The organism is Novosphingobium sp. APW14 (assembly GCF_032337075.1).
Lineage (GTDB): Bacteria > Pseudomonadota > Alphaproteobacteria > Sphingomonadales > Sphingomonadaceae > Novosphingobium.
Window position 1 is genome coordinate 105,084 of the sequence record NZ_JAVYAB010000007.1, and the last position, 22,939, is coordinate 128,022.

A 22,939-nucleotide genomic window follows, 5' to 3' on the forward strand; every position below is an offset into this window, starting at 1 on the left:
ACGGGCGTCAGGCAGCAATCCGCTTGGCAAAGCGGAACAGGTCGCGGTGCCGTTCGGGCACGTTCAGCCATTCGCGATCGGAAATTCCTAGCGCTGCGTGGGATTCGAATGCCAGGGTGTCGTGGAACCAGGGCATGGCGAAAGAGAAGTAAAGCAGCGGCCGCCCGTGGGCCGCGCGGCAAGGCATCCCGCCGTGATAGGTGCGATAGTCCATCACCAGGGCGCTGCCCGCCTTGGTATAGACGATGTGCGGATCGCCCGACCAGGTCTGGCTGCGGGCCGTGGTATGGGTGCCTTCCCACAGCTGCGTGCCGCCCGCTTCCTCATCCAGATCGATCAGCGGGACCAAGATGGTCGTGGCATAGCAGGGCACATTGGCATTGCCCGCATCGGTGTGAAACAGCAGCGGATGTTCGCGGTGGACATGCTGCATCCGCGCCCCTTCATGCGTGGTAACCGCGCCGAAAGCGTGGAGCACAGGCTTCTCACCCATCACCCGCGTCAGCACGTCAAGCAGGGTTGCATTGGCATAGACCGATGCATTGTCGAACGGTGCTTGCAGGCGGATCGGCACGGTATAGCGCTTGTCACCCACATTATTTGGCTTGCCCAGTTCGGAGGCGTGCCAATCGCGCACGCGTTCGGGCAGGGCATCGCGCAGCTGGGCCACCACATCGGGATGGATCAGGTCCTCAATCAGCACTGCGCCACGCTCGGCAAGCAGCTCGGCTGCCTTGGCCGACACCTCGGGGTCCTTGTTGGTCACCGTCAGGTGAGCATAGCTGGTGGTTGTCCCCGCTTCGGCCGCAACCGGCGCGGGGTCAAACAGGTCTGCGATCATACGCAGCGCCGGCGCGAATTGCGGATCAAGGGCCAATGCCCGCCGCGCGGCCTGCTCCGCCCGATCATCATCGCCAAGATTGAGCAGCGCCATGGCGCTGGCAAACCGCCGCGGCGCGTTTTCTCCGAATTCGCGGATCGTATGGTCGATCAGGTTCAGTGCCTGGGTATTGTAGTCCAGCAGCATAAACAGTTCGGCCATGCCGCAATCGAAGTATACGTCAGAACCATCCGGCAAATAGGCCCGGAAGGCCTCCATATAGGTTTCATAGATCTGCTGCCGGTCGATCCGTTCCTCACCCTGTTCCACATTGCGCAGCAGTTGTGGCAGACAGATCGCAGCGACATCCGGATCGAACCGGGCAAACCGGATCAGGGCCATGGCCTGCCGGATCGACATGTGCCGGGCCGAACCTTCGACCAGGTCGATCAGTTCGTGCGCGTCATAGGGGTTGAAGTCCTTCAGCAGGGCCTGCGCGGTTTCGCGCGTGCGGGCCAGGCCAAGATCCTGCCAGCGGTTCTTGCCGGGCAGAGAGAACAGGCTGCAGCTGAAATTGATGTCCTTGTGGCGTTGCGATTGCATCGCGCCGCCGTGCGTGCCGAACAGTTCGCCAAAGATGTGCAGGTTGGTATTGTGCGCGAAATAGCTGTCGAAGATCAGCGGATTGGCCAGGGCAAACTCTGACGGATCGGAATAGGCCAGGTCACCCGCCAGCAGCAGCAGCGGCGTATCCCGGTTCAGGAATTTTTCGATGAATTCGATGCAGGTCCGCGGGATCACCACGTGGAAATCGCCCGGCCGCTCGGCATAGCGGCGCAGCGCTGCGTCGATGAAGGGATGGCCGGTCGGATCGCCCTTGACCGGCCTGCTCTCGAACCGCGATGTCAGGCTTGCGAATGAGGTAATCGGCTTTTTCAGGAAGCCCTGGGTTGTCGATTGGAGCTCAACATAGACCTGCTCAATCCCATGGTTGCGGATGCGCACCATGTTGGACGTGATTGAATCGAAAAGGTAATTGGCGATGATGATCACCGGTCGGTCGGCAAAATCGGCCGGCTTCAAATCGCCATTGTCGGTGCGGATCACCGGATCGGATTCGATCAGCAGTTGCGCCACTTCCAGCACCCCGCTTTCGAACAGCGGGGCAAAGCGGTCCTTTTGCTTCCAGCCTTCGACGTTCTTGGCGGCGCCGTCGGTCAGCAGGTAAGTGAATTCCGGGCATTCTACGCCATCGCCGAAGTGATAGTTGATCAGGCGGTTAAGGAACTGCCAGGCAAACCGGCCGCTGCCGCCGCCCAGCTCGATGATCACGGGCGGCTTGCTGTTGCCCTCGGCCGCCAGCTCCTTGAAGAAGGCGGCAACGATCGCGGCATAGGTGTCGGCGCAAAAGGCGTTCGATGTGCTGCGCTGGGGCACGATGTGGCTGGACCAGGCTTCGGGCCCGGCTTCAGCATAGAACCGGTGCAGTAGCGACCAGATCATCGACTGGTCGAAGCGTGTCATTTTCTGGATTACTGGCATGCGGCAACGTCCTTGGGCCCGACCGGATTTTTGGTCCGATCACGGTGCGGATGGGTTGCCAGGGTGGTTAACGCGGAAAAGTAAACGTTTGCCAAACCACAGTTCTTGCAGTGGCTGAAGTGCTGCGGGGTCTGATCCGGGGCGGCTGGGCCGCGGCACAATGCGCGGTGGCTGCTGGCGGGAGTGCGCTAGCGCGTCAGAATCCCCAGCCGAGCTGGCGGCCGATGAAGATCAGCAGCATGGCCCCCAGCAGCGACGACAGGCAGCCGGTGCGGTTGATCCCGGTGGCCGCGTTCTGGCCCTTGGCCATCGATCCAAGCGACCCGGCCACCAATGCGCCGCCGATGCCAAGCAGCACCGTCATCCAGAACCCCATCTCCACCGCGCCGGGATAAAAGTAGCGTGCCAGCACCCCGACGCAGAAGCCCGTGACGATAATCCCGATGAGATTCAGCATGGTGGCCGCGTTCCTTTGAATAGGGGTTTCAGACTAGTCTCAAAACCGGCCCGCGCAAGTTCATTGCGGCCGTCGATTCTATCGTTAGTCAAGGGACCGGAGCCCCTCTCCCCGGACAAAAATTTTTTCACAGATTCACTTTGACTCTTGCGTCCCGCGTCAGTGGCGGATTTCCCGCGCGTCGCTGTGATGCCGAGCGGTCCTGCGCTCTGGAATGCGCCTAAGGGGAAGATGAACAGGTGATTTACCCTCTTGCGCGGGATTCGGGATTGGGCACTATAGGTTGTGGTCCAGCACTTGGGGGGACCTCTAGACCTAGATTTCGGCTCGGGGCGCGCGAAAGGCGTGAACAGGGTCGGATTCGGTCAGAAGAGGTTGCTAACCGGGTGCCGGAATGGACAGCGCTGGGGACAGAACGGGGATAAGTTTTTCCCCCTTTGTTCACCTGCTCTGGTAGGATCGCAGCCTGGCTGTCGATTCGAACGAATGTGGAACATGGCGTGGTTCCGGAATGGTCCGGGAACCGCGTGGGGCAGGCAATAGGTTTACAAGGGGCAGCACGTGGAATTCAGGTCCGGGGACGAGCCGACGATGGGCGAGCTTGATGCATTTGCGGCGGCTGACGCGCCGGTGAAGACGAAGCAGAAGGAGGCGGGCAAGGGCCCGGCTGTAAGCATGGCGGACAAGGCTGATTCCGGTTCCGAGGCATTGGTGGCTCAGGCTGCTGCCGATGCGCTTGCCAAGGCTGTTGCTGCGCCGAAGCTTGATGATTCCAAGTCGGTCCAGCCGCGCCGCTTCCAGATCGAAGTCGATCATGCCCGCGATGCCCTGCTGACCGATTTCGGCAAGGACACCCTGGATGACCGCTACCTGCTGCCGGGTGAGCGGTACCAGGACCTGTTCGCCCGTGTTGCCGATGCCTATGCCGATGATGAGGCGCACGCCCAGCGTCTGTATGATTACATCTCCAAGCTGTGGTTCATGCCGGCCACCCCGGTTCTGTCGAACGGCGGCACCGGCCGCGGCCTGCCGATCTCGTGCTACCTCAATTCGGTGTCGGACAGCCTTGAAGGGATCGTCGGCACCTGGAACGAGAATGTCTGGCTCGCTTCGCGCGGCGGCGGCATCGGCACCTATTGGGGCCAGGTCCGCGGCATTGGTGAACCGGTTGGCCTGAACGGCAAGACCAGCGGGATCATTCCCTTCGTCCGCGTGATGGACAGCCTGACCCTCGCGATCTCGCAGGGTTCGCTGCGCCGCGGCTCGGCCGCCTGCTATCTCGACGTGTCGCACCCGGAGATTGAGGAGTTCCTCGAAATCCGCAAGCCCTCGGGGGACTTCAACCGCAAGGCGCTCAACCTCCACCACGGCGTGCTGCTGACCGACGAGTTCATGGAAGCCGTCCGCGATGGCGCCGAATTCAACCTGCGCAGCCCCAAGGACGGGTCGGTGCGCGGCACGGTCGATGCCCGCAGCCTGTTCCAGAAGCTGGTCGAAACCCGCCTCGCCACGGGTGAGCCGTATATCGTCTTCTCCGATACCGTGAACCGGATGATGCCCAAGCATCACCGCGATCTGGGGCTCAAGGTTTCAACCTCGAACCTCTGCTCGGAAATCACCCTGCCGACCGGTGTTGACCACCTTGGCAACGATCGCACCGCGGTGTGCTGCCTGTCCTCGCTCAACCTCGAAACCTGGGATGAGTGGAACAAGGATGAGCGCTTCGTCGAAGACGTGCTGCGCTTCCTCGATAACGTGCTGCAGGACTATATCGATCGCGCGCCCGACGAGATGGCCCGCGCCAAGTATTCCGCCGCGCGCGAACGTTCGGTCGGCATGGGCGTGATGGGCTTCCACTCGTTCCTGCAGCAGAAGGGCATCGGCTTTGAAAGCGCGATGGCCAAGGCGCTCAACCTCAAGATGTTCAAGCACATCGCCGCCAAGGCGGATGAGGCTTCGCTGCTGCTGGCCCAGGAACGGGGCGCCTGCCCGGATGCCGCCGACATGGGCGTGATGCAGCGCTTCAGCTGCAAGATGGCGATCGCGCCGACTGCGTCGATCAGCATCATCTGCGGCGGCACTTCCGCCTGCATCGAGCCGATCCCGGCCAACATCTACACCCACAAGACCCTGTCGGGCTCGTTCGTGGTCAAGAACCCCTATCTGGAAAAGCTGCTTCAGGCGAAGTCGAAGGATTCGACCAACGTCTGGAATTCGATCCTGGAACGCGGCGGTTCGGTCCAGCACCTCGATTTCCTCAGCCCAGAGGAAAAGGCGGTTTACAAGACCAGCTTCGAAATCGACCAGCGCTGGCTGCTTGAATTCGCGGCAGACCGCACTCCCTATATCGACCAGGCGCAGAGCCTGAACCTCTACATCCCGGCCGATGTCGATAAGTGGGACCTGATGATGCTGCACTTCCAGGCCTGGGAGAAGGGCATCAAGTCGCTCTACTACCTGCGCTCGAAGTCGGTGCAGCGCGCTGGTTTCGCCGGCGGGGTAGAGGCAGACAACACCGCCGATGCGCCGGTGATGGAACTGGCCCCGGCCACTGACTACGAGGAATGCCTCGCGTGTCAGTGATCGCCCAGCTGGCCATCCGGGCCTGACGCATGGATAGCGGCCGCCTTGCTCTGGCTGGGGTTGGCAGTCTGGCGACCATCGCCGGGCTGGTCATCCTGACCCGGCGCCAGGCGGGCGCACCGGCCCGTTATGCCCGGCGGATCGCTGGAACGATGCTTTTGGCCTTTGGCGGCGCCAGCCTGCTGTTGGTCACCCTGTTGACCCGCGCTCAGGCGCTGGAATTGCTGCCGTGATGCCGGCCCCGCGCTGCATCGCATTTTGTGCTATACCCCTGTTCGCTCATTCGGAGTCGTAATCGATGTCCCTTCTTGAAGCCCGCAAGACCTACAAGCCCTTCGAATATCCCTGGGCTTATGAGTTCTGGAAGCGGCAGCAGCAGATCCACTGGATGCCGGAAGAGGTGCCGCTGGGCGAAGACTGCCGCGATTGGGCGCAGAAGATCTCTGAGTCAGAGCGTAACCTGCTCACCCAGATCTTCCGCTTCTTCACCCAGGCCGATGTCGAGGTGCAGGATTGCTACCACGAAAAGTACGCCCGCGTCTTCAAGCCGACCGAGGTGAAGATGATGCTGGCCGCCTTCTCCAACATGGAGACGGTCCACATCGCCGCCTATTCGCACCTGCTTGACACGATCGGCATGCCCGAGGCCGAATACGGCATGTTCCTTGAATACGAGGAAATGAAGGCCAAGCACGATTACCTGCACACCTTCGGGGTCGATACGGACGAGGATATCGCCCGCACCCTGGCGATGTTCGGCGGCTTCACCGAAGGGCTTCAGCTCTTCGCCTCCTTCGCCATGCTGATGAACTTCCCGCGCTTCAACAAGATGAAGGGCATGGGCCAGATCGTCAGCTGGTCGGTGCGCGATGAAAGCCTCCACTGCGAAGGCATCGTCAAGCTGTTCCACGCCTTCACCAAGGAACGCGGCTGCCTGACCAAGGCGGTCAAGGAAGACATCATCGATTGCTGCCAGAAGACCGTGCGGCTGGAAGATGCCTTTATCGACCTCGCGTTTGAACAGGGCCCGGTTCCGGGGATGAGCCCCAAGGAAATCAAGCGCTACATCCGCTACATCGCCGATTGGCGTCTGGGCCAGCTGGGCCTGCCGGCGATCTACATGGTCGAAGACCACCCGCTGCCCTGGCTCGCCCCGCTGCTCAACGGGGTGGAACACGCCAACTTCTTCGAAACCCGCGCCACCGAATATTCCAAGGGCGCGACCCGCGGCAACTGGCAGGACGTCTGGTCCAACTTCGACAGCCGCCGTAATGCCAAGAGCGTGGGCGAAGCCGCCAACGAAGCCGACGCCAGCCTGCCCGACATGTTCGGCGCCGAGGGGGTTGTTGCGGCGGAATAACCGCTTGTTATCATTGCTGTAATGCCATAGCCTCCGTGAAACCAACAGGTTTCGCGGGGGCTTTTTGTCTATGCCGCAACCTCTTGCCAGTGGAGGCCCTCGGATGGGAGTTCGGCAGCTTACCGTAAATTACCGCAGGGCAGATCACGACTTTAAACAGACTCTAGAAGAGTTACTTCGGCAATGCCTGGAGGCTGAAGTCGCACCGGGCGTGCGATTTTCCGAGTCTCCGGCCGAGCGAGTGATGGTTCACCACCACGGGGGGAGAGAGTTTCTTCTCAATGAATTTGCTGACGTGGTTGATGGTATTGCTGGAATTATTTGTGAAGTCGTGCCTGGACTATTGCAGCCGATACTGAAGAGAACCGAACAAACTCGGCGGCTGACCTCAAAAACAGTGTCAACTCTGTTCGAAATTGCAGATCAGTCTGCAGGTGAAAATGAAGATTTTGTCCAAGGGCTCTGTTATTTTTATGCAAGGCATAATCACTTTCTTTTTGTGACGGTAAAGGGTTTTAGAAAAGTCGATATCCAGCCCTATTTGAATTGGTTGCTGAACAAACTTGTGGGGTCACGGACTACTTTGGTTGCTGAGGTTGATCGCAGCATGATTGGCAATGACATTGGGCGGGTTTCGAAATTTCGAATCCGAGGCCGATCTGGTTCGGGGGCCGGAGTTGCTCTCGGAATCGACAAGGAGATCAGGACCAGGCTTGGTGCACAAACCGTGGCGTGGAGTAAGGCCGAGGAGGTTGTTCAGGCGATCTTACCGCAAAAATCGTTCGAGAAGCTGATTGACTCGCTAGGAGAAAAGAATCGCCTCGTAGCGGACGTCCAATGGTCAGTTGCAGGACCTCGAGATGAGAAAGTTAAGGCGGCAATCCGGGACGTTGTGACTGAATTAGCAAACTTAGATGACGGTCTCGTTGGTATCACGGGCAGTGAGGGGGCGATCAACCAAGGAAGCGTGATCTTGGAAATGAACCGGCCTTTCGAAGTTGCTTTGGACACGACGATTTTGATCGACTTTGATCATGCAACGGATAGACTCGTTACAACACTCCAGCGTTGGGTAGAGGATCAGAAGATTGTCCTGAAATGAAGTGGGCACTCTCCCTCTTGTTAGTAATTGCCGCCGCCTCCTCGGCAGCCATGACGCCTTTTGGGGCAATCTTAGTTCGTTTATCCGAAAAATTACCAATTTTGCTGTCTGTTCTGCTCGCTGCGGTCTTCGTGCGATTGGCGCGAGGTATGCCGACAATACCCTATGAAAAAGTAGCGCCATCGCAATCCTTAGTTGCGACCCGCGCATTCCGGGCACTTGTCCGATCATACGTTCAAACATTTTTTGTATTCGTAATTGCTATTGTCATTAATCTATTCGTTTCGAGTCTGGGGCCTGAAGATAATGGACAGATAGTACCGTGGCTAATTCCTGCGATTTTAGGTCTGCTAGATTCGATGGTTATTTTGTCAATTTTATTCCTCATAATGTCCGACGTTACGCTGGCTAACATCCAAGCGGACATGATGGATGACGTCACCAATTCGCTCGCTAGAGCTGATGCTGGCAAAGCACCGGAGATTATACGAAAAGCGTTTGAGGGTGCCGAATTGCCTAGAGTTCGCCGGACCGACGAGCCATGACCAAATGCCGATGATCAAGTGCACGCCTCAAATCTATCCTTAAGGCGGCGCTGATCATTGCTGTTCATGGCCTCCGCGTTTTCCTACACCCGCTCCGGCTGGTATGATCGCGCCCGCTCTTTCCAATCGTCGATCCCCGCGCGCATGGCTTTTTTCTGGCCACGCGCCACCAGCAGCCCGGTTTTGGCGCTGAATGCTTTGGAAATCCGCGGGTTTCGGCCTGTTGGAAAAAGTGGACGCACTGTCCACTCTGTCCACATTAGCATCACGCTGCCGCCAGGGGTTTTGTTGCCAAGGCAAATTTGATCCCGATCACAGACGCGCCGCCCAAACCAGGCAATAACACCTGTATCAACCGCAGGAGTCGTCCGATGATCCGCATTGCCCTGACCCCGCTGACCGCCACTGCCGCGCTGCTGGCGCTGGCCGGGTGCAGCAAGCCGGCCGAGCGGCAGTCGGCCTCGGCCGAGCCAACCGCGCCGAGCAGCGAATGGGTGGCCGAGAACCCGACTGAGCCGGCCGTTCCGGTCAACCTGCCCAATTCCAGCGCCACCCGCGCTGCGAGCCCGAAAGCCAGCCCTGCTCCTGCTGACGCGACCCCGGCGGGCAAGTAGGTGCTGGCTGGCGGACCGGCGCCCCCAAACCGCCGGTCCGCCGCCGCGCTTTCCCGGTCATGCACCGGGACCATACCCCGGGTGGCCGGCATTCCCCCCCGTCACGCCACCCGGGGGAACCGGCACGGCGATCCGCCGCGAATGGCGACTTGGCCGGGCTTTGCGGCTAGGGCGGGGGCATGCAGACCTTGCTTGCTCCTGCCACCGCGCCTGCTGCCGCCCTGGCGGCGCTCAACCTGATGACCTTTGCCGCCTTCGCGATCGACAAGGCGCGCGCCGCGGCCGCCACCCGCCGCACGCCGGAGTCCACCTTGCTGCTGCTCGCCGCGCTGGGCGGCACGCCGGGCGCCTATGCGGCCCGCACGCTCTTCCGCCACAAGACCCGCAAGCAGCCCTTCGTGCGCCGGCTGCACCTGATCGCGGCGGCGCAGCTGGTGGCGCTGGCAGCCTTCGACGCGATGCGATAGGGGCAGGCCATGGACAGCGCCCACCCCACCACCGCCTTCAAGATCCTCACCGCCGATCAATGGGCGCAGTTTGAGGGAGAGGGGGTGTTCCACGGCGCCCCGGTCGATCTGGCCGATGGCTATATCCACCTCTCTGCAATCGACCAGTTGCAGGGCACGCTGGACAAGCACTTTGCCGGGCAGGCCGGGCTGGTCATCGCCGAAGTGGACCTGACCGCGCTGGGCCAGGCGATCCGCTGGGAAGTCTCCCGCGGCGGCGCCCTGTTCCCGCACTGCTACGCCCCGCTGCCGCTGTCCGCCGTGCTGCGGGTGGAACGGCAGCAGTCGTCTGAAAACAGAGGAGCCTGAACCCATGTCCTATGCCATCTGGATTGCCCTCGCCGTGGTGCTGATCGCGATCGGCCCGGCGCTGGCGCGCAACCTGCGCAGCGCCGACAAGCGCGGCACTGGCGGCGGCGATGCGGGGCCGGCGCACCCCGGTTCAGACCGCGATCAGGATGACGCGGCCGATGCCGATAGCGCAGATGGTGGCAGCGCCGACGGTGGCGGTGCAGACGGTGGCGGCGCGGGGGACTAACCCGCCTTGCGCAGCGCCGGCAGCTTTGGCGCGGCGGGCTGGTCCAGCCAGATGCCGCGGGTGTCGTAAACCAGCTTGCCCGCGCGCTCGGCCAGGGGGACGGCCTTGAACTGGTCATGGTCAACCAGCACCAGCAGGATCTCGGCCTGTTCAAGCGCGGTGTCGAGGTCGATCAGCTTGGCGGCGGTATCGGCAAACTCGCGCGGCAGCGCAGTGGCATAGGGTTCAACCACCGTGATCCGGCTGCCGAACTTGCGCGCCAGGGTGGCCGCCACCAGCCGCGCCGGGCTTTCGCGGAAGTCATCGATATTGGCCTTGAAGGCCAGCCCCAGGCAGGCAACGCGGGCCGCGGGGTGCGCGGCGATCAGCGCTTCGGCCCGGGCGATCACGTGGTGGATCTTGGCATCGTTGACCCCGCGCGCAGTGCGGATCAGCGGGGTATGCTCGGGCGCGCCGTGGACAATGAACCACGGGTCGACCGCGATGCAGTGCCCGCCCACGCCCGGCCCCGGCTGCAGGATGTTGACCCGCGGGTGCCGGTTGGCGAGGCGGATCACCTCCCACACGTCCAGCCCCATCCGGTCAGCCACGATCGACAGCTCGTTGGCAAAGGCGATGTTGACGTCGCGATAGGCGTTCTCGACCAGCTTGGTCATCTCGGCGCTGCGGCTGTCGGTGGTCACGCAGTCACCGCGCACGAACAGCTTGTAGAAGGCCAGCGCCTTGCGCGCGCAGCGCGGCGTGATCCCGCCGATCGAGCGGTCGTTGCCCGCCAGCTCTTCCAGGATCCGGCCGGGCAGCACCCGTTCGGGGCAATAGGCGATCGACAGGTCGGGGATGTCGCTGGTCAGGCCGGGGCATTTCAGGTCGGGCCGGCGCGCGGCGATCAGGTCGCGCAGCGCCTCGGTCGTGCCGACGGGCGAGGTGGATTCAAGGATCACCGTGTCGCCCGGCTTGAGCACGCTTGCCACCGCCTCCCCCGCGGCGAGGACATGCGACACATCCGGCGCATGGTCGGCATCGAAGGGGGTGGGCACGGCGATGATGAATACGTCGGCCGGGGCCACTTCGGTCGAGGCCTTGAGCATGCCGCGCGCAACGACCCCCTGGACCAGTCCGTCGAGGTCCACCTCTTCGATGTGGATGGCGCCGCGGTTGATCGTCTCGATCACCTGGTGCGCCACGTCGACGCCGTGGACCACACATCCTGCGCGCGCAGCGATCGCGGCGGTCGGCAGCCCGATATAGCCCAGCCCGACGACGCAAACGTCAGGCTTTGTGTCCGATTTCATTCCCGATCAGCTCCACGATACGGCCCGCGGATTGCCCGTCCCCAAAGGGATTGTGCGCCCGCGCCATGGCCTCGTAGGCCGCCTTATCGTCGAGAAGATTGAACAATTCCGTAACGATCCGAGTAGCATCGGTCCCCACCAGCCTGGCGGTTCCGGCGCTCACGCCCTCGGGCCGCTCGGTCGTCTCGCGCATCACCAGCACCGGCTTGCCAAGCGCCGGCGCCTCTTCCTGCACCCCGCCGCTGTCAGTCAGCATGATCTCTGCGATCGAGAGCAGGCGGACAAAGTGCGGGTAATCGAGCGGCTCGATCAGCGCGACATTGGATAGCCCGCCCAGCGCCTGGTTCATCACCGCGCGGACATTGGGATTGAGGTGCACCGGAAAGATCACCGCCACGTCCTGCCGCACGGCAATCTGCCGGATTGCCTGGGCAATGTTGGCCATGCCCTCGCCAAAGTTCTCGCGCCGATGGCTGGTCACGCCGATGATCCGGCGGCCCGCGAACAGCCTTTCCAGATCGGCCAGGTCCCCCGCCAGCGCTGGCTTGGCAACAATGCGCGTCTGCACCCATTTGAGCGCGTCGATCACGGTATTGCCAGTTACGTGGACCCGGTCAGCGGGAACCTGCTCCGCGAGCAGCTTGCCCGCAGCGACGGCGGTCGGCGCGAAGTGCAGGCTGGCGATGCTGCCAATGATCTTGCGGTTCACCTCTTCCGGCCAGGGGTGATAGATATTGCCCGAGCGCAGCCCCGCCTCGACATGATCGACCGGGATCTTGCGGTAATAGGCCGCCAGCGCCCCGGCCATCGCCGTGGCCGTATCGCCCTGGACGATCACCCGCTCGGGCTGCGCGGCATCCATCACCGCGCCCAGCCGGGTCAGCAACAGCGCGGTCAGGCTGTCCAGCGTCTGGCCCGGCTGCATCAGGTTCAGGTCATGATCGGGGACAATCCCGGCAATTTCCAGCACCTGATCCAGCATCTGCCGGTGCTGCGCCGAAACGCAGACGACCGGGCGGAAGCGCGGATCGACCTCCAGCGCGCGGATCACGGGGAACAGCTTGATCGCTTCCGGGCGGGTGCCGAACACGATCAGGATCTTGGCGGGGTTGGTCATGGGGCTGCGGATAACACCTGCGGGTTAATCGCGCTTAAAGCTAGGCATCGCAGCTCCACTTTGGACATTAAACCAATGAAAAACAATTGCGATGTAGGAATGTTCTTGCAATGTTCCAGATTTCCGCACGGAGCTTTGCAATGTCCGCGTTCCATTTGACCGAAAGCAAGTCGGCTAATCGGCTGGCCTTTGAACATTACCTGCGCACAGGAGAGCGACTGACCAGTCGACAATGGCGAGCCAGGTATGAGCAAAAATTCAATCCGTATCATGACCGACTAGGGAGGTTCACAACTGCGAGCGGTGCGACCGCTACGGCCGGATATGCTGGTGCCAGAATCCAGGCTGCGCGTGCTACGGCTGCTCCCTCCCGGCAAGCTAGGCGAGAACAGGTTACCCGGCCTGTTCCAGATCAGGGGCCAGTGGAGGCAAGTCCCGGTCGGCACGCCGGATCGCCAACTAGCCCGCGCGAGAATGGCTTTCACAGTGCCTTTGTTCTTGATCGGGTCGAATCCCAGACAAGCAATGCCGATAGCTATTTTGAACTCAACAAACGCCAAGCTCAGTTAGACCTTTTGCGCAAGGAAGCCGGGCTGAACCCGCATCCGACGATTAAGGCAGATCTTGAAGAGTTTCAGCGCCGACTGGACGACAATCGGCGGATTCTCGACGAACGCCAAAAGATCGCCGACCGATCAGTCATCGAGATAGTCCGGGCCGGGTTGGCTCCAGTCGACATAGCCGCCGGGGCGACCAACATTGCCAGCGGTGCCGGCGAGCTTCGCGATTTTCTTGCGGTGTCAGGGGCCATTCCAATTGGCGCTGCTGCTGGAAAAATTGGCGGCCTGCTTGGCCGCACGTCACGCGCCGCAGGAACGGCTCAACCGGCTGCGGAAGCAGTTGTACAATTGGGCGGGGCACATAAGGTTGAGCGCAAGCTAAAGGGCCATCATTCGCACCACATGCCGGCCGATTCGATCAGCCACGTGCGCCGGTCCGAGGGGCCTTCGATTGCAATGACTGCTTCAGATCATAAAAGAACAGCTTCTTTCGGGAATAGATCGGGCGCAAAGCCATACCGCGAAATGCAGGAAAAATTGATTAAAACGGGCAGATTCTCCGAGGCGCAAGATATGGACATCGAAGATGTTCGGAAATTATTTGGCTCGAAATACGATGAAGCCATAAAGCAGATGTTAGAATACACACGAGCGAGGGGATTGTAAAAATGGACTTCGTGCTTCACCCACTGAAAGGCGCAAATGATCTAGAATTCGGCATGGACGAACAAACCGTTCATCGGCGGATGGGGATAGTACCAGAGAAGTTCACGCAGCATGACCAAAGTTTTGCTTCAGACCATTATGTCGATGAAGGCGCGCTCGCCTATTACGACGATAATGGACATCTCGAAGCGTTTGAGGTGACGGAGCCTTCCCGCGCGCTCTTGGGCGGCGTCGATATCTTGGCGCTGCCGGTGCGGCAGGCGCTTGCGTTCGTGAAGCAATTCGATCCCGATGCGGTGATCGATCATGAGGGGGCAACTTCGCACAAATATAGCCTGGCGATCTGGTGTCCGCATCTGGGCGACGAAGAAGATGAGGAGCCGGTCGAAGCTGTGCTGGTCGGCAGGGCAAACTATTACCCGTTGCCGACGGAGCCGTAGGGCCATCGGCTGGGTTAAGAGAAAGGCTAAAGCGGGTTTAGCCTGCTTACTGTACCTCTGAATCGCGGCGAGCTAGCCCTGTACTCGACATCGCCCGGTATACGCGGTTATCAAGGCCTTATGCGTGTTCTCGTCACCGGCGTGGCCGGCTTTATCGGCTTTCACCTGGCCCGGGCGCTGGTTGCCCGGGAGGACAGCGTTGTCGGGATCGATAACCTCAACGATTACTATGCCGTCAGCCTGAAGCAGGACCGGCTCGGTGCGCTGGCGGCGGAGGCGGGTGATCGCTTCACGTTCCACCAGGTCGACTTTGCCGACATGCCCGCGCTCGATGCAGCCCTCGCGGGTGAGCAGATCGACCGCGTGGTCCACCTTGGTGCCCAGGCCGGGGTGCGCTATTCGATCGAAAACCCCCATGCCTATGTCCAGTCGAACCTGGTGGGGCATGTCAACCTGCTGGAATTCGCGCGGCACCGGCAGCTGGACCACCTGGTCTATGCCAGTTCCAGCTCGGTCTATGGCGGCAATACCAAGCTGCCCTTTGCCGTGGAGGATCGCAGCGATCACCCCGTATCGCTCTATGCCGCCACCAAGCGCGCGGATGAGCTGATCAGCGAAAGCTATGCCCACCTCTATCGCCTGCCGCAAACGGGCCTGCGGTTCTTCACCGTCTATGGCCCGTGGGGGCGGCCGGACATGATGCTGTGGATCTTCACGCAAAAGATCTTGGCGGGCGAACCGATCCCGGTGTTCAACCAGGGCGAGATGTGGCGCGATTTCACCCACATTGACGATATCATCGCCGGAGTGCTGGCCAGCCTGGACAATCCACCGCCCGATGACGGGCTGGAAAAGGCGGGCGGCAGCGTGAAACCGCACCGGCTTTACAACATCGGCAATAGCCAGTCCGAACACCTGATGAAGGTGGTTGGCCTGCTGGAAGAGGCCTGCGGCCGCAAGGCGGTGATCGATTTCCAGCCGATGCAGCCGGGCGATGTTCCCGCCACCTATGCCGATATTGCCGCGATCCGGCGTGACCTGGGCTATGCCCCCACCACCAGCATCGAGATGGGTGTCTCAGGCTTTGTGCGTTGGTACCGGGATTATCACGGGGTGTGAGATTTCATCGCCCCTTCTGCAAGCGGGAGGGGAAAATGGGCACTGCCGCCTTGCCCCGCCGTGACGCATCGGCAATCACCCTGCCATGGCGATTCTTTCCGACAAGTGGATCCGCGGCGAAGCCCAACGTTCGGGCATGATTGAGCCGTTCGTTGAGCACCAGAAGCGCGATGGCTGCATCAGCTATGGCCTTTCGTCCTATGGCTATGACGCGCGGGTGGCGGACGAGTTCAAGATCTTCACCAATGTCCATTCGGCGGTGGTCGATCCCAAGAACTTTTCGGACCACAGCTTCGTCGATGTGAAGACCGATTGCTGCATCATCCCGCCGAACTCGTTCGCGCTGGCGCGCACGGTCGAATATTTCCGCATTCCGCGCGATGTGCTGGTGATCTGTCTGGGCAAGAGCACTTACGCCCGCTGCGGCATCATCGTGAACGTCACCCCGCTTGAGCCCGAATGGGAAGGCCACGTGACGTTGGAGTTTTCGAACACCACGCCGCTGCCCGCCAAGATCTATGCCAACGAAGGGGCCTGCCAGTTCCTGTTCCTGCAAGGCGACCAGCCGTGTGAGACCAGCTATGCCGACCGCAGCGGCAAATACATGGGCCAGCGGGGGGTCACGCTGCCCAAGCTTTGATCCTTGCTGACGGCGCTGCCGTAGCGGCAGACTAAACCCGTTTTACAACGCCACCGAACTGTGGCCATTTGCGCGCCATACCGACGCCAGATTCGGGCAATGGAGAGCAATCATGACTGCCAAGGCAGACCGTCCCTTCGATATCGTGGTTTATGGCGCGACCGGCTACACCGGCCGTCTTGTCGCCGAATACCTGGCGCATCATTATCAGGGGAAAGGGCCCAAATGGGCCATGGCAGGGCGTTCGGCCGATAAACTGGCCGAGGTGCGCGACCTGATCGGCGCGCCGGCCGATACGCCCCTGGTGGTCGCCAATTCGGATGATCCAGCCAGCATGCAGGCGCTGGCGGAAAGCACCCGCGTGGTCGTGACAACGGTTGGCCCGTATCAGCTTTATGGCGAGCCGCTGCTCAAGGCCTGCGTTGCCGCTGGGACTGACTATGCCGACCTGTGCGGCGAGCCCGGCTGGATGCGCGAAATGATTGATGCCTATCATGAGGCGGCCAAGGCCAGCGGGGCGCGGATCGCGTTTTCCTCGGGCTTCGATTCGATTCCCTTCGACCTGGGCGTCTTCATGCTGCAGCAGGAAGCCAAGGCTCGCTTCGGCAGCGCAGCCCCGCGCGTGAAGGGTCGGGTCCGGGCGATGCAGGGCACCTTCTCGGGCGGGACGGCGGCGAGCCTGACCGAAACAATGAAGTCCGTGGCGAAGAAGCCCAGCCTGATCCCGATCCTGCAAAGCCCGTTTGGCCTGACCCCGGGCTTTGAAGGGCCGAGCCAGCCGATGGGCCTGCTGCCCGAATATGATGACAGGTTGGGCAAGTGGGCCGCCCCGTTCATCATGGCGACGATCAATACCAAGAACGTCCATCGCACCAACTTCCTGCTCGGCCATCCCTATGGCGCCGACTTCAAGTATGACGAGATGATGCTGACCAGCCCGGGCGAACTGGGCGAAAAGGCGGCCCATGCCGTTGCCGAAATGCTCAAGAACCCGTTCGGGGCCAAGCCACCCAAACCGGGCGAGGGGCCGACGCCGGAAGAACGCGAGAATGGCTTCTACGATGTTCTGTTCGTTGGCGAATGGCCCGACGGCAAGGAGCTGCGCTATGGCGTGAAGGGCCGCTTCGATCCCGGCTATGGTTCAACCAGCCGGATGATCGCCGAGACCGGGATCGCCTTGCTCGATTGCCAGGCCGGCGGCGGCATTGCCACGCCGGGCGCATTGCTCGGCGAAGCCCTGGTCAAGCGCCTGCAGGACCATGCCGAGATTACCTTTGCGGTAGAGGAATGACCGAAACCCTCGCGCCGCTCCCCGCCGAGGAGAGCGAGTGGACGGTTGGCTGGCGGATCGTGCTCGGCTGCGCGCTCGGTGCGGGCGCGGGGATCGTGCTGCTGTTCTTCACCTTCAATATGTTCGTCCTCCCGCTGTCGCAGGAACTGGGCGTTTCGCGCGGCGAGTTGGGTTCGGTGCAGGCATTGATCGTAACCGGCGCGCTCGGGGCCGTGGTGATCGGCCGGGCCGCGGACCGGTTTGGGTTCAAGCCGATCTACCTTGGTACAGCCGCGATCGTGATCATCGGGCAAGTGTTGTCGGTGCTGTTTTCGACCACCCTGTTGCACATGGCGATCACCATTGCCGTGCTGGGCTTCTTCGGAGTCGGTACGACAGCCGTGGTGATTACCCGCCCGGTCAATGCACACTTCCGCAGGTATCGCGGGCGCGCGCTGGGACTGGTTGCCACCGGCACGTCGCTGTTTGCGATCGCTGCACCACAGGTGCTGGAGCCGATGATTGCCAATTACGGCTGGCGGGGCGGGTTCCTTGCCCTTGCCGGCTTCATGGCGCTGGTCGGGATGCCGGCGGTGGCCTTTATCGTCCCGGCGAGCGCCAGCCGCGCCTATGCCGGTGCCGCAGGCGGTGGCGGAACGAGCGACTGGTCGTTCCTCAAGACCCGCGATTTTCAGCTTATGGCGGCCAGCATCATCGCCATGGGCCTCGCCACAGCGGGCTTTGTCGGTCAGCTTTCCCCGATCATCCAGGAAGAAGGTTTTGGCCCGGCCACGGGCGCGCTGGCGGTTTCGATCTTTGCCATCGGGCAGTTCGTTGGCCGGCTTGGCGGCGGATGGCTGCTCGATACCTTCCGTCCACAAGTGGTCGCCCTGGTGTTCACGATCATTCCGGGCAGCGGCTTTCTGCTGCTGCTGTTGACCGACCAGCTGCTTCCTGCTGTCATCATCGCCGCCGCGATGATCGGATTGCAGCAGGGCGTGGAGATTGATCTCTTTGCCTATTTCATTGCCCGGCGCTTCCCGATTACCCAGTACGGCACGATCTATGGCGCGCTCCATGGCTTCAGCTGGATCGGCAACGGGATCGGGATTGTCGGGGTCGGCTGGCTGCATGACAAGCTGGGCAGCTATGAACTTGCCCAAGGCATTGGGATGGCGTCGCTCACCCTGGGGGCGGTCCTTGTTTGGGCCGTGCGCCTGCCCCCGTTAACGGTCGAGCAGCCCCGCGCTGGCTGAGGCATAGCCTGCGGCGTCGTGGGCTGTGAGGCCAAGCCCAGTGAGTGCAAGCACCAGCATTTCCTCCAGCCGGCGCGCGCCCTCGGCCAGATCGATCTGGCGCTCAATCGCATTGACCATCAGTACCTGGCACAGGCCCAGCCAGAAACGCACCCCGCTCTGCCGGGCCTCCGGTCGCAACCGTCCGGTCGCAACCGCTGCGTTCATGTCTGCAGAAACGCCCTGATTGAGCGGCTGGTCGCGCAGGGTTGAGTTGCTGGCATTGCGCAGCATGATTGCCGTCTTGCGCGGCTCTTCGAGGGCAAAGGCAAGGCCGATGCGCATGCCGCCAGCCAGGCGCTCGATCGGATCGGTTACGCCGGCATTGGCCGTTCCGATCCGCTGCTCCAACTCGGTGCGGATTTCGGTCCCAATCGCTTCGCCGAAAGCGGCCTTGTCCGTAAAATGGTTGAAGAAGCTACCTTTGGCGACGCCGGCCCGCGCAACGATTTCGTCAATCGCTAGGGCGTCGATCGGGCGCTTCGCCAGCAGTTCAAGTCCGGCATCGACCAGCGCGCGATAGGTGCGCTGGGCGCGGGGGTGGAGCGGCGCTGCTGTCATGGGCTTGGCTTACTTGACCATTCGGTCATCTGTCAATAATCTGACCAAATAGTCAATTGCGACTCGGGCCAATCAAGCCCCGGCGCGGGAGAGTCTTCCGATGAGCACGATCCGGATCGAGGACATCGCCCATGTTCGCTATGCCGCACCCGATCTGGCGGCGATGCGGGCATTCCTGGAAGACTTCGGGATGGGCTGCTTCGAGGAAGGTGGCCGGCTTTATGGCCGGGGTACGGATGGCCGTCCCTTCATCCATGTGACTGAACGCGGCGTGGCACGGTTCCTTGGCGTCGGATTGCGCGCAGAGTCTGTGGCTGATCTGGAAAAGCTTGCTGCCAGCGAAGGCGTGCCGGTCGAAGATTTGGCCGAACCGGGTGGGGGCAAGATCGTTCGCCTGACCGATCCCGATGGTTACGGCGTTGAAGTGATTGCCGGACAGGCGAAGGGTCAGGCTGCGCTGCCCTTTGCTGACCTGCCGCGCAACACCGCTGCCGCCAAGCCGCGCCAGCGCGCGACGGTGCGGGTTGAACCCGGCCCCGCCCATGTCTGCCGGATCGGGCACGCCGTGCTCAAGGTCAGCGACTTCCGCACCGCAGAGCGGTGGTACAAGGATCGGTTTGGCTTCATCACTTCGGACGAGGTTGAGGCGGCAAAAAATGTTCCGTTGGGCGCTTTCATGCGTTGTGACCGGGGTGATAAGCCGGCCGATCACCACACCCTGTTCTTGGCCCAGCTGCCAGGCGAATTGGGCATCCTCCACGCCGCCTTCGAAGTCGCTAATCTTGATGACCTGATGCTAGGCCATCAGCATCTGAGGGCCAAGAAGCGCCAGCCCGCCTGGGGTGTTGGCCGCCACATCATGGGCAGCCAGATCTTCGATTACTGGAAGGACCCCTTCGGCAACGAGCTGGAGCACTGGACCGATGGTGACCTGTTCACCGCCGCCGATCCGCCACAAAAACAACCGATGAGCGCGCTGCTGGCGGTCCAGTGGGGTGCGCCTCACCCGATGTTTGCCGGGAAGATGCCACCGCCGCCCGGCCTCGTCTCGTTCTTCATGGCCTTGCGCCTGCGTGTGCTGGGCCTGTTCCGTTCAAAGCCCAAGGAAACTGTCGCATGAAGCTCTGCACCTATACCGCCGATGGCAAGACCCGCACCGGGATCGTGGTGGGAGACACCGTGATCGACAGCGGCGTGCCCGGCACAATGATTGACCTGATCCGCGATTGGGACGTCCAGAAGCCGCAACTCGAAGCCAAGGCCGCAGCCGCCGCCGGTGTGCCGCTGGCTTCTGTCCGGCTGGAGGCACCGATCCAGCGCCCCGGCAAAATCTTCGCGATTGGCCTCAACTACGCCGATCATATCGCCGAATCGAACATGGCCACACCTGAACGGCAGGTTTGGTTCACCAAGGCCCAGACCTCGGTCAACGGCCCTTTCGATCCGATCGAGATCGCCAAGGGCACCATGACGGCCGACTATGAGGTCGAACTGGTCGCCGTGGTCGGCAAGGGCGGCAAGCATATCGGCGCAGCCGATGCCCCAGCCGCGATCTTTGGCTATTGCGTGGGCAACGATGTGACTGAGCGGATGTGGCAGCATGCCGGCCCGCAATGGTCGCTGGGCAAGAGCTTTGACACCCACGCGCCGATGGGCCCGTGGATCGTGACGGCAGACGAAGCGGGCGATCCGCACCAGCTTGGCCTGCGCTGCTTCGTCAATGGTGAGAAGCGGCAGGATTCAAACACCCGCCACCTGGTCTTCAACATCTGGCAGCAGGTTGAGCACCTCTCGATCGGGATGACGCTGGAGCCCGGTGACTGCCTGTTCACCGGCACGCCCGGAGGTGTCGGCGCGGCGATGGACCCGCGGCAGTTCCTGCAGGCCGGTGACGTGGTGCGCTGCGAGGTCGACGGTCTGGGCCATATCGAAGGCACGATGGTGGCAGAGGGGTAGGGCCATGGCGGGGGCGGGGTTCGATTGCGATGTCCTGATCGCCGGCGGCGGGCCGACCGGCGTCACGCTGGCGATCCTGCTCGCCCGCCGCGGCGTATCCGTCATCGTCGCGGAAAAGGAAGCGGCGATCTATCCGCTGCCACGCGCCGCACATATTGATCATGAAGGGATGCGGATCCTGCAGGCAGCCGGTGTCGCCGAAGCGGTGATGCAGACGGCCCGCCGCGCCAGCCGCTATGACTTCCTTAACGCCAAGGGCGAGGTGTTGCTGCGGTTCGAAGGTGCCGACAAGCTTGGCCCGGGCGGCTGGCCCGCTGCGAACATGATCCACCAGCCCAGCGTCGAGGCTGAACTGCACAAGGCGCTGTCCGCCTTGCCGAGTGCACAACTTTACCATTGCTGGGAACTGGACGCCTACACTGATGATGGTGAGGGTGTAACGGCATCGCTCACGACACCGGCTGGCGAGCGGACGATCCGCGCCCGCTATCTGGTCGGTGCGGATGGCGCACGCAGTCCGGTCCGCAAGGCCTCCGGCATCGACTTTGACGACCTCAATTTCGAAGAGCCATGGCTGGTCGTCGACGTACTGGTTGATGATTATTCAAAGTTGCCGACGGCGAACCTCCAGATTTGCAATCCGGAGCGCCCGACCACTTGCGTGCTGATGGGCGAGGGTCGGCATCGCTGGGAATTCATGATCAAACCGGGTGAGACTGCCGAACAGGTCAGCGAAGATGCCTTTATCGAAAAATTGCTCGAGCCCTGGAATGTAAAAGGCGCCGTGCGGCTGGAGCGCAAGGCGGTCTATACGTTCCGAGCCCGTATTGCCGCGCAGTGGCGCAAGGGCCGCGTGCTGCTGGCAGGCGATGCCGCGCACCAGACACCGCCATTTGCCGGGCAGGGCATGTGCTCAGGCCTGCGCGATGCGGCAAACCTCTCCTGGAAGCTGGCGGCGGCGGTGAACAGCGCTGCGGATGATGGCTTGCTCGACACCTATCAGCCAGAGCGCGAGCCCAATTTGCGGGCCACCATCGCCATGGCGATCATGATGGGCAAGACCGTTTGCATCACCAGCCGGCTTGGGGCCTGGCTGCGTGACCTAAAGTTCAAACTTGGGCGCGCTCTGGGTAAGCTGCCGAATGGCCCGCCATCCTACCCGCCAATATCGGCCGGGCACATTCGTTATGGGTCACCGGCTGCCGGCAGCTACTTCCCGCAACCTTTGGCGGATGATGGTACCCGGCTCGATGACGTGTTGGGCCCGGGCCATTGGCTGATTGCGCGCCATGATCTCAGCACCCAGTCGCTTCAGCCATTTGCCCGCCAGCTAGGGGATTGGCTGGATAGTTACGCATCGGATGCCGTGCTGGTGCGACCAGATCGCTACGTTTTTGGCACTGGGTCTGCAGCAGAACTGGATGCCGCTTGGTCTGGAGGCCAATTTCTACAATGAATTCAGTGTAACCCTGCCAAAAATCGCGCCACAAAATATAGAAATAAATACTTATTTTGATGCACGCGAATGACTTAGCTACAAGATTTGTATTGCGCGTAGTTTTTGCCCTACATAGACCATTGATGCTTGATAGGGGCGCGCAATGAAGAGTATTCTGGCAGCTCGGGTTTTGGTGGCTTTTGCTGCATTTTCTGCATCGCCGATTCTGGCGCAGGCGGGCTATGCCGATCCCGCTGGATCGGGTCCAATCATTGGCGCGATCAACTGGATTCAGGGCACCCTGCTGGGCACGGTCGCGACGGTCGTTGCGGTGATTGCTGTCGCGGTGGTTGGGCTGATGATGCTCACCGGTCGGATGAACTGGCGCTATGGCGCAACGGTGATCCTTGGCTGCTTCATTCTGTTTGGCGCCGCCAGCATCGTTGCCGGTATCCAGTCCGCCGCTGGCGGGTTCTGAAGGCACTGTTGGCGTGGACCCTGGCCTGACACGGGATCCA

At 61.8% G+C, this 22,939-nt stretch carries 24 protein-coding genes; 19 read left to right on the forward strand and 5 right to left on the reverse strand.

Annotated features, from left to right (window positions below; translation table 11 throughout):
* Positions 1-7: 7 nt before the first annotated feature.
* Complete coding sequence (locus RQP55_RS10120) at positions 8-2,362, reverse strand: phytanoyl-CoA dioxygenase family protein (protein WP_315610071.1); 2,355 nt, start codon at positions 2,360-2,362, stop codon at positions 8-10.
* Between the two features lie 196 nt (positions 2,363-2,558).
* Complete coding sequence (locus tag RQP55_RS10125; protein WP_315610072.1) at positions 2,559-2,819, reverse strand: GlsB/YeaQ/YmgE family stress response membrane protein; 261 nt, start codon at positions 2,817-2,819, stop codon at positions 2,559-2,561.
* 591 nt (positions 2,820-3,410) lie between these two features.
* Between RQP55_RS10125 and RQP55_RS10130 the strand changes: the two genes are divergently transcribed.
* The 9 genes from RQP55_RS10130 to RQP55_RS10170 all read left to right on the forward strand — a co-directional run bounded on the left by RQP55_RS10130 (position 3,411) and on the right by RQP55_RS10170 (position 10,067).
* Positions 3,411-5,402 carry a ribonucleoside-diphosphate reductase subunit alpha gene (locus RQP55_RS10130; protein WP_315610150.1) on the forward strand — a complete coding sequence of 664 codons (1,992 nt, stop codon included), beginning with the start codon at positions 3,411-3,413 and terminating at the stop codon, positions 5,400-5,402.
* A gap of 29 nt (positions 5,403-5,431) precedes the next feature.
* On the forward strand, positions 5,432-5,635 hold the full coding sequence (locus tag RQP55_RS10135; protein ID WP_315610073.1) for a hypothetical protein: 204 nt from the start codon (positions 5,432-5,434) through the stop codon (positions 5,633-5,635).
* Positions 5,636-5,700: 65 nt separating this feature from the next.
* Positions 5,701-6,762, forward strand: a complete 1,062-nt coding sequence (locus tag RQP55_RS10140) for a ribonucleotide-diphosphate reductase subunit beta (protein WP_315610074.1) — start codon at positions 5,701-5,703, stop codon at positions 6,760-6,762.
* 103 nt (positions 6,763-6,865) lie between these two features.
* Positions 6,866-7,864, forward strand: a complete 999-nt coding sequence (locus tag RQP55_RS10145) for a hypothetical protein (RefSeq protein ID WP_315610075.1) — start codon at positions 6,866-6,868, stop codon at positions 7,862-7,864.
* The gene (locus tag RQP55_RS10150; protein ID WP_315610076.1) at positions 7,861-8,409 is read left to right on the forward strand and encodes a hypothetical protein; all 549 of its coding nucleotides are present in this window, start codon (positions 7,861-7,863) and stop codon (positions 8,407-8,409) included. Before RQP55_RS10145 ends, RQP55_RS10150 begins: the two co-directional genes overlap by 4 nt.
* Before the next feature lie 371 nt (positions 8,410-8,780).
* The gene (locus RQP55_RS10155; RefSeq protein ID WP_315610077.1) at positions 8,781-9,023 is read left to right on the forward strand and encodes a hypothetical protein; all 243 of its coding nucleotides are present in this window, start codon (positions 8,781-8,783) and stop codon (positions 9,021-9,023) included.
* A 179-nt stretch (positions 9,024-9,202) separates the two neighbouring features.
* A complete protein-coding gene (locus RQP55_RS10160) occupies positions 9,203-9,490 on the forward strand; it encodes a DUF1294 domain-containing protein (RefSeq protein ID WP_315610078.1) in 288 nt (95 codons plus the stop codon).
* A gap of 9 nt (positions 9,491-9,499) precedes the next feature.
* Positions 9,500-9,838, forward strand: a complete 339-nt coding sequence (locus RQP55_RS10165) for a DUF952 domain-containing protein (RefSeq protein WP_315610079.1) — start codon at positions 9,500-9,502, stop codon at positions 9,836-9,838.
* A 4-nt stretch (positions 9,839-9,842) separates the two neighbouring features.
* Positions 9,843-10,067, forward strand: a complete 225-nt coding sequence (locus RQP55_RS10170) for a hypothetical protein (protein WP_315610080.1) — start codon at positions 9,843-9,845, stop codon at positions 10,065-10,067.
* Here the strand turns inward: RQP55_RS10170 and wecC are convergent.
* Both wecC and wecB read right to left on the reverse strand, forming a co-directional pair.
* Positions 10,064-11,359: a UDP-N-acetyl-D-mannosamine dehydrogenase gene (wecC, locus tag RQP55_RS10175; RefSeq protein WP_315610081.1), complete on the reverse strand. Its 1,296-nt coding sequence runs from the start codon at positions 11,357-11,359 to the stop codon at positions 10,064-10,066. The two genes, RQP55_RS10170 and wecC, sit on opposite strands and share 4 nt — an antisense overlap.
* Positions 11,337-12,476: a non-hydrolyzing UDP-N-acetylglucosamine 2-epimerase gene (wecB, locus tag RQP55_RS10180; protein ID WP_315610082.1), complete on the reverse strand. Its 1,140-nt coding sequence runs from the start codon at positions 12,474-12,476 to the stop codon at positions 11,337-11,339. Before wecB ends, wecC begins: the two co-directional genes overlap by 23 nt.
* Before the next feature lie 110 nt (positions 12,477-12,586).
* Here wecB and RQP55_RS10185 point away from each other — a divergent pair, with 110 nt between their 5' ends.
* From RQP55_RS10185 to RQP55_RS10210, 6 genes are all read left to right on the forward strand, one after another.
* The gene (locus tag RQP55_RS10185) at positions 12,587-13,702 is read left to right on the forward strand and encodes a hypothetical protein (RefSeq protein ID WP_315610083.1); all 1,116 of its coding nucleotides are present in this window, start codon (positions 12,587-12,589) and stop codon (positions 13,700-13,702) included.
* Between the two features lie 2 nt (positions 13,703-13,704).
* Entirely contained in the window at positions 13,705-14,142 is a 438-nt protein-coding gene (locus RQP55_RS10190) for a hypothetical protein (RefSeq protein ID WP_315610084.1), read from the forward strand.
* 120 nt (positions 14,143-14,262) lie between these two features.
* Positions 14,263-15,261 (forward strand): GDP-mannose 4,6-dehydratase, encoded by a 999-nt coding sequence (locus RQP55_RS10195; protein ID WP_315610085.1) that lies wholly within the window; start codon positions 14,263-14,265, stop codon positions 15,259-15,261.
* Between the two features lie 85 nt (positions 15,262-15,346).
* Positions 15,347-15,901 carry a dCTP deaminase gene (dcd, locus tag RQP55_RS10200; protein WP_315610086.1) on the forward strand — a complete coding sequence of 185 codons (555 nt, stop codon included), beginning with the start codon at positions 15,347-15,349 and terminating at the stop codon, positions 15,899-15,901.
* A gap of 112 nt (positions 15,902-16,013) precedes the next feature.
* Positions 16,014-17,192, forward strand: coding sequence for a saccharopine dehydrogenase family protein (locus RQP55_RS10205; RefSeq protein WP_315610087.1), 1,179 nt, complete (start codon positions 16,014-16,016; stop codon positions 17,190-17,192).
* A complete protein-coding gene (locus RQP55_RS10210; RefSeq protein WP_315610088.1) occupies positions 17,189-18,427 on the forward strand; it encodes an MFS transporter in 1,239 nt (412 codons plus the stop codon). Before RQP55_RS10205 ends, RQP55_RS10210 begins: the two co-directional genes overlap by 4 nt.
* Here the strand turns inward: RQP55_RS10210 and RQP55_RS10215 are convergent.
* Positions 18,398-19,027 (reverse strand): helix-turn-helix domain-containing protein, encoded by a 630-nt coding sequence (locus tag RQP55_RS10215; RefSeq protein ID WP_315610089.1) that lies wholly within the window; start codon positions 19,025-19,027, stop codon positions 18,398-18,400. The genes RQP55_RS10210 and RQP55_RS10215 overlap by 30 nt on opposite strands.
* 100 nt (positions 19,028-19,127) lie before the next feature.
* On the opposite strand from RQP55_RS10215, the gene RQP55_RS10220 reads away from it, so the two are divergent.
* From RQP55_RS10220 to RQP55_RS10235, 4 genes are all read left to right on the forward strand, one after another.
* Complete coding sequence (locus RQP55_RS10220; protein WP_315610090.1) at positions 19,128-20,147, forward strand: VOC family protein; 1,020 nt, start codon at positions 19,128-19,130, stop codon at positions 20,145-20,147.
* A complete protein-coding gene (locus RQP55_RS10225; protein ID WP_315610091.1) occupies positions 20,144-20,983 on the forward strand; it encodes a fumarylacetoacetate hydrolase family protein in 840 nt (279 codons plus the stop codon). The genes RQP55_RS10220 and RQP55_RS10225 overlap by 4 nt, the downstream gene beginning before the upstream one ends.
* A 4-nt stretch (positions 20,984-20,987) precedes the next feature.
* The gene (locus tag RQP55_RS10230) at positions 20,988-22,439 is read left to right on the forward strand and encodes a bifunctional 3-(3-hydroxy-phenyl)propionate/3-hydroxycinnamic acid hydroxylase (protein ID WP_315610092.1); all 1,452 of its coding nucleotides are present in this window, start codon (positions 20,988-20,990) and stop codon (positions 22,437-22,439) included.
* A gap of 145 nt (positions 22,440-22,584) precedes the next feature.
* Complete coding sequence (locus RQP55_RS10235; protein WP_315610093.1) at positions 22,585-22,899, forward strand: TrbC/VirB2 family protein; 315 nt, start codon at positions 22,585-22,587, stop codon at positions 22,897-22,899.
* Positions 22,900-22,939: the final 40 nt, after the last annotated feature.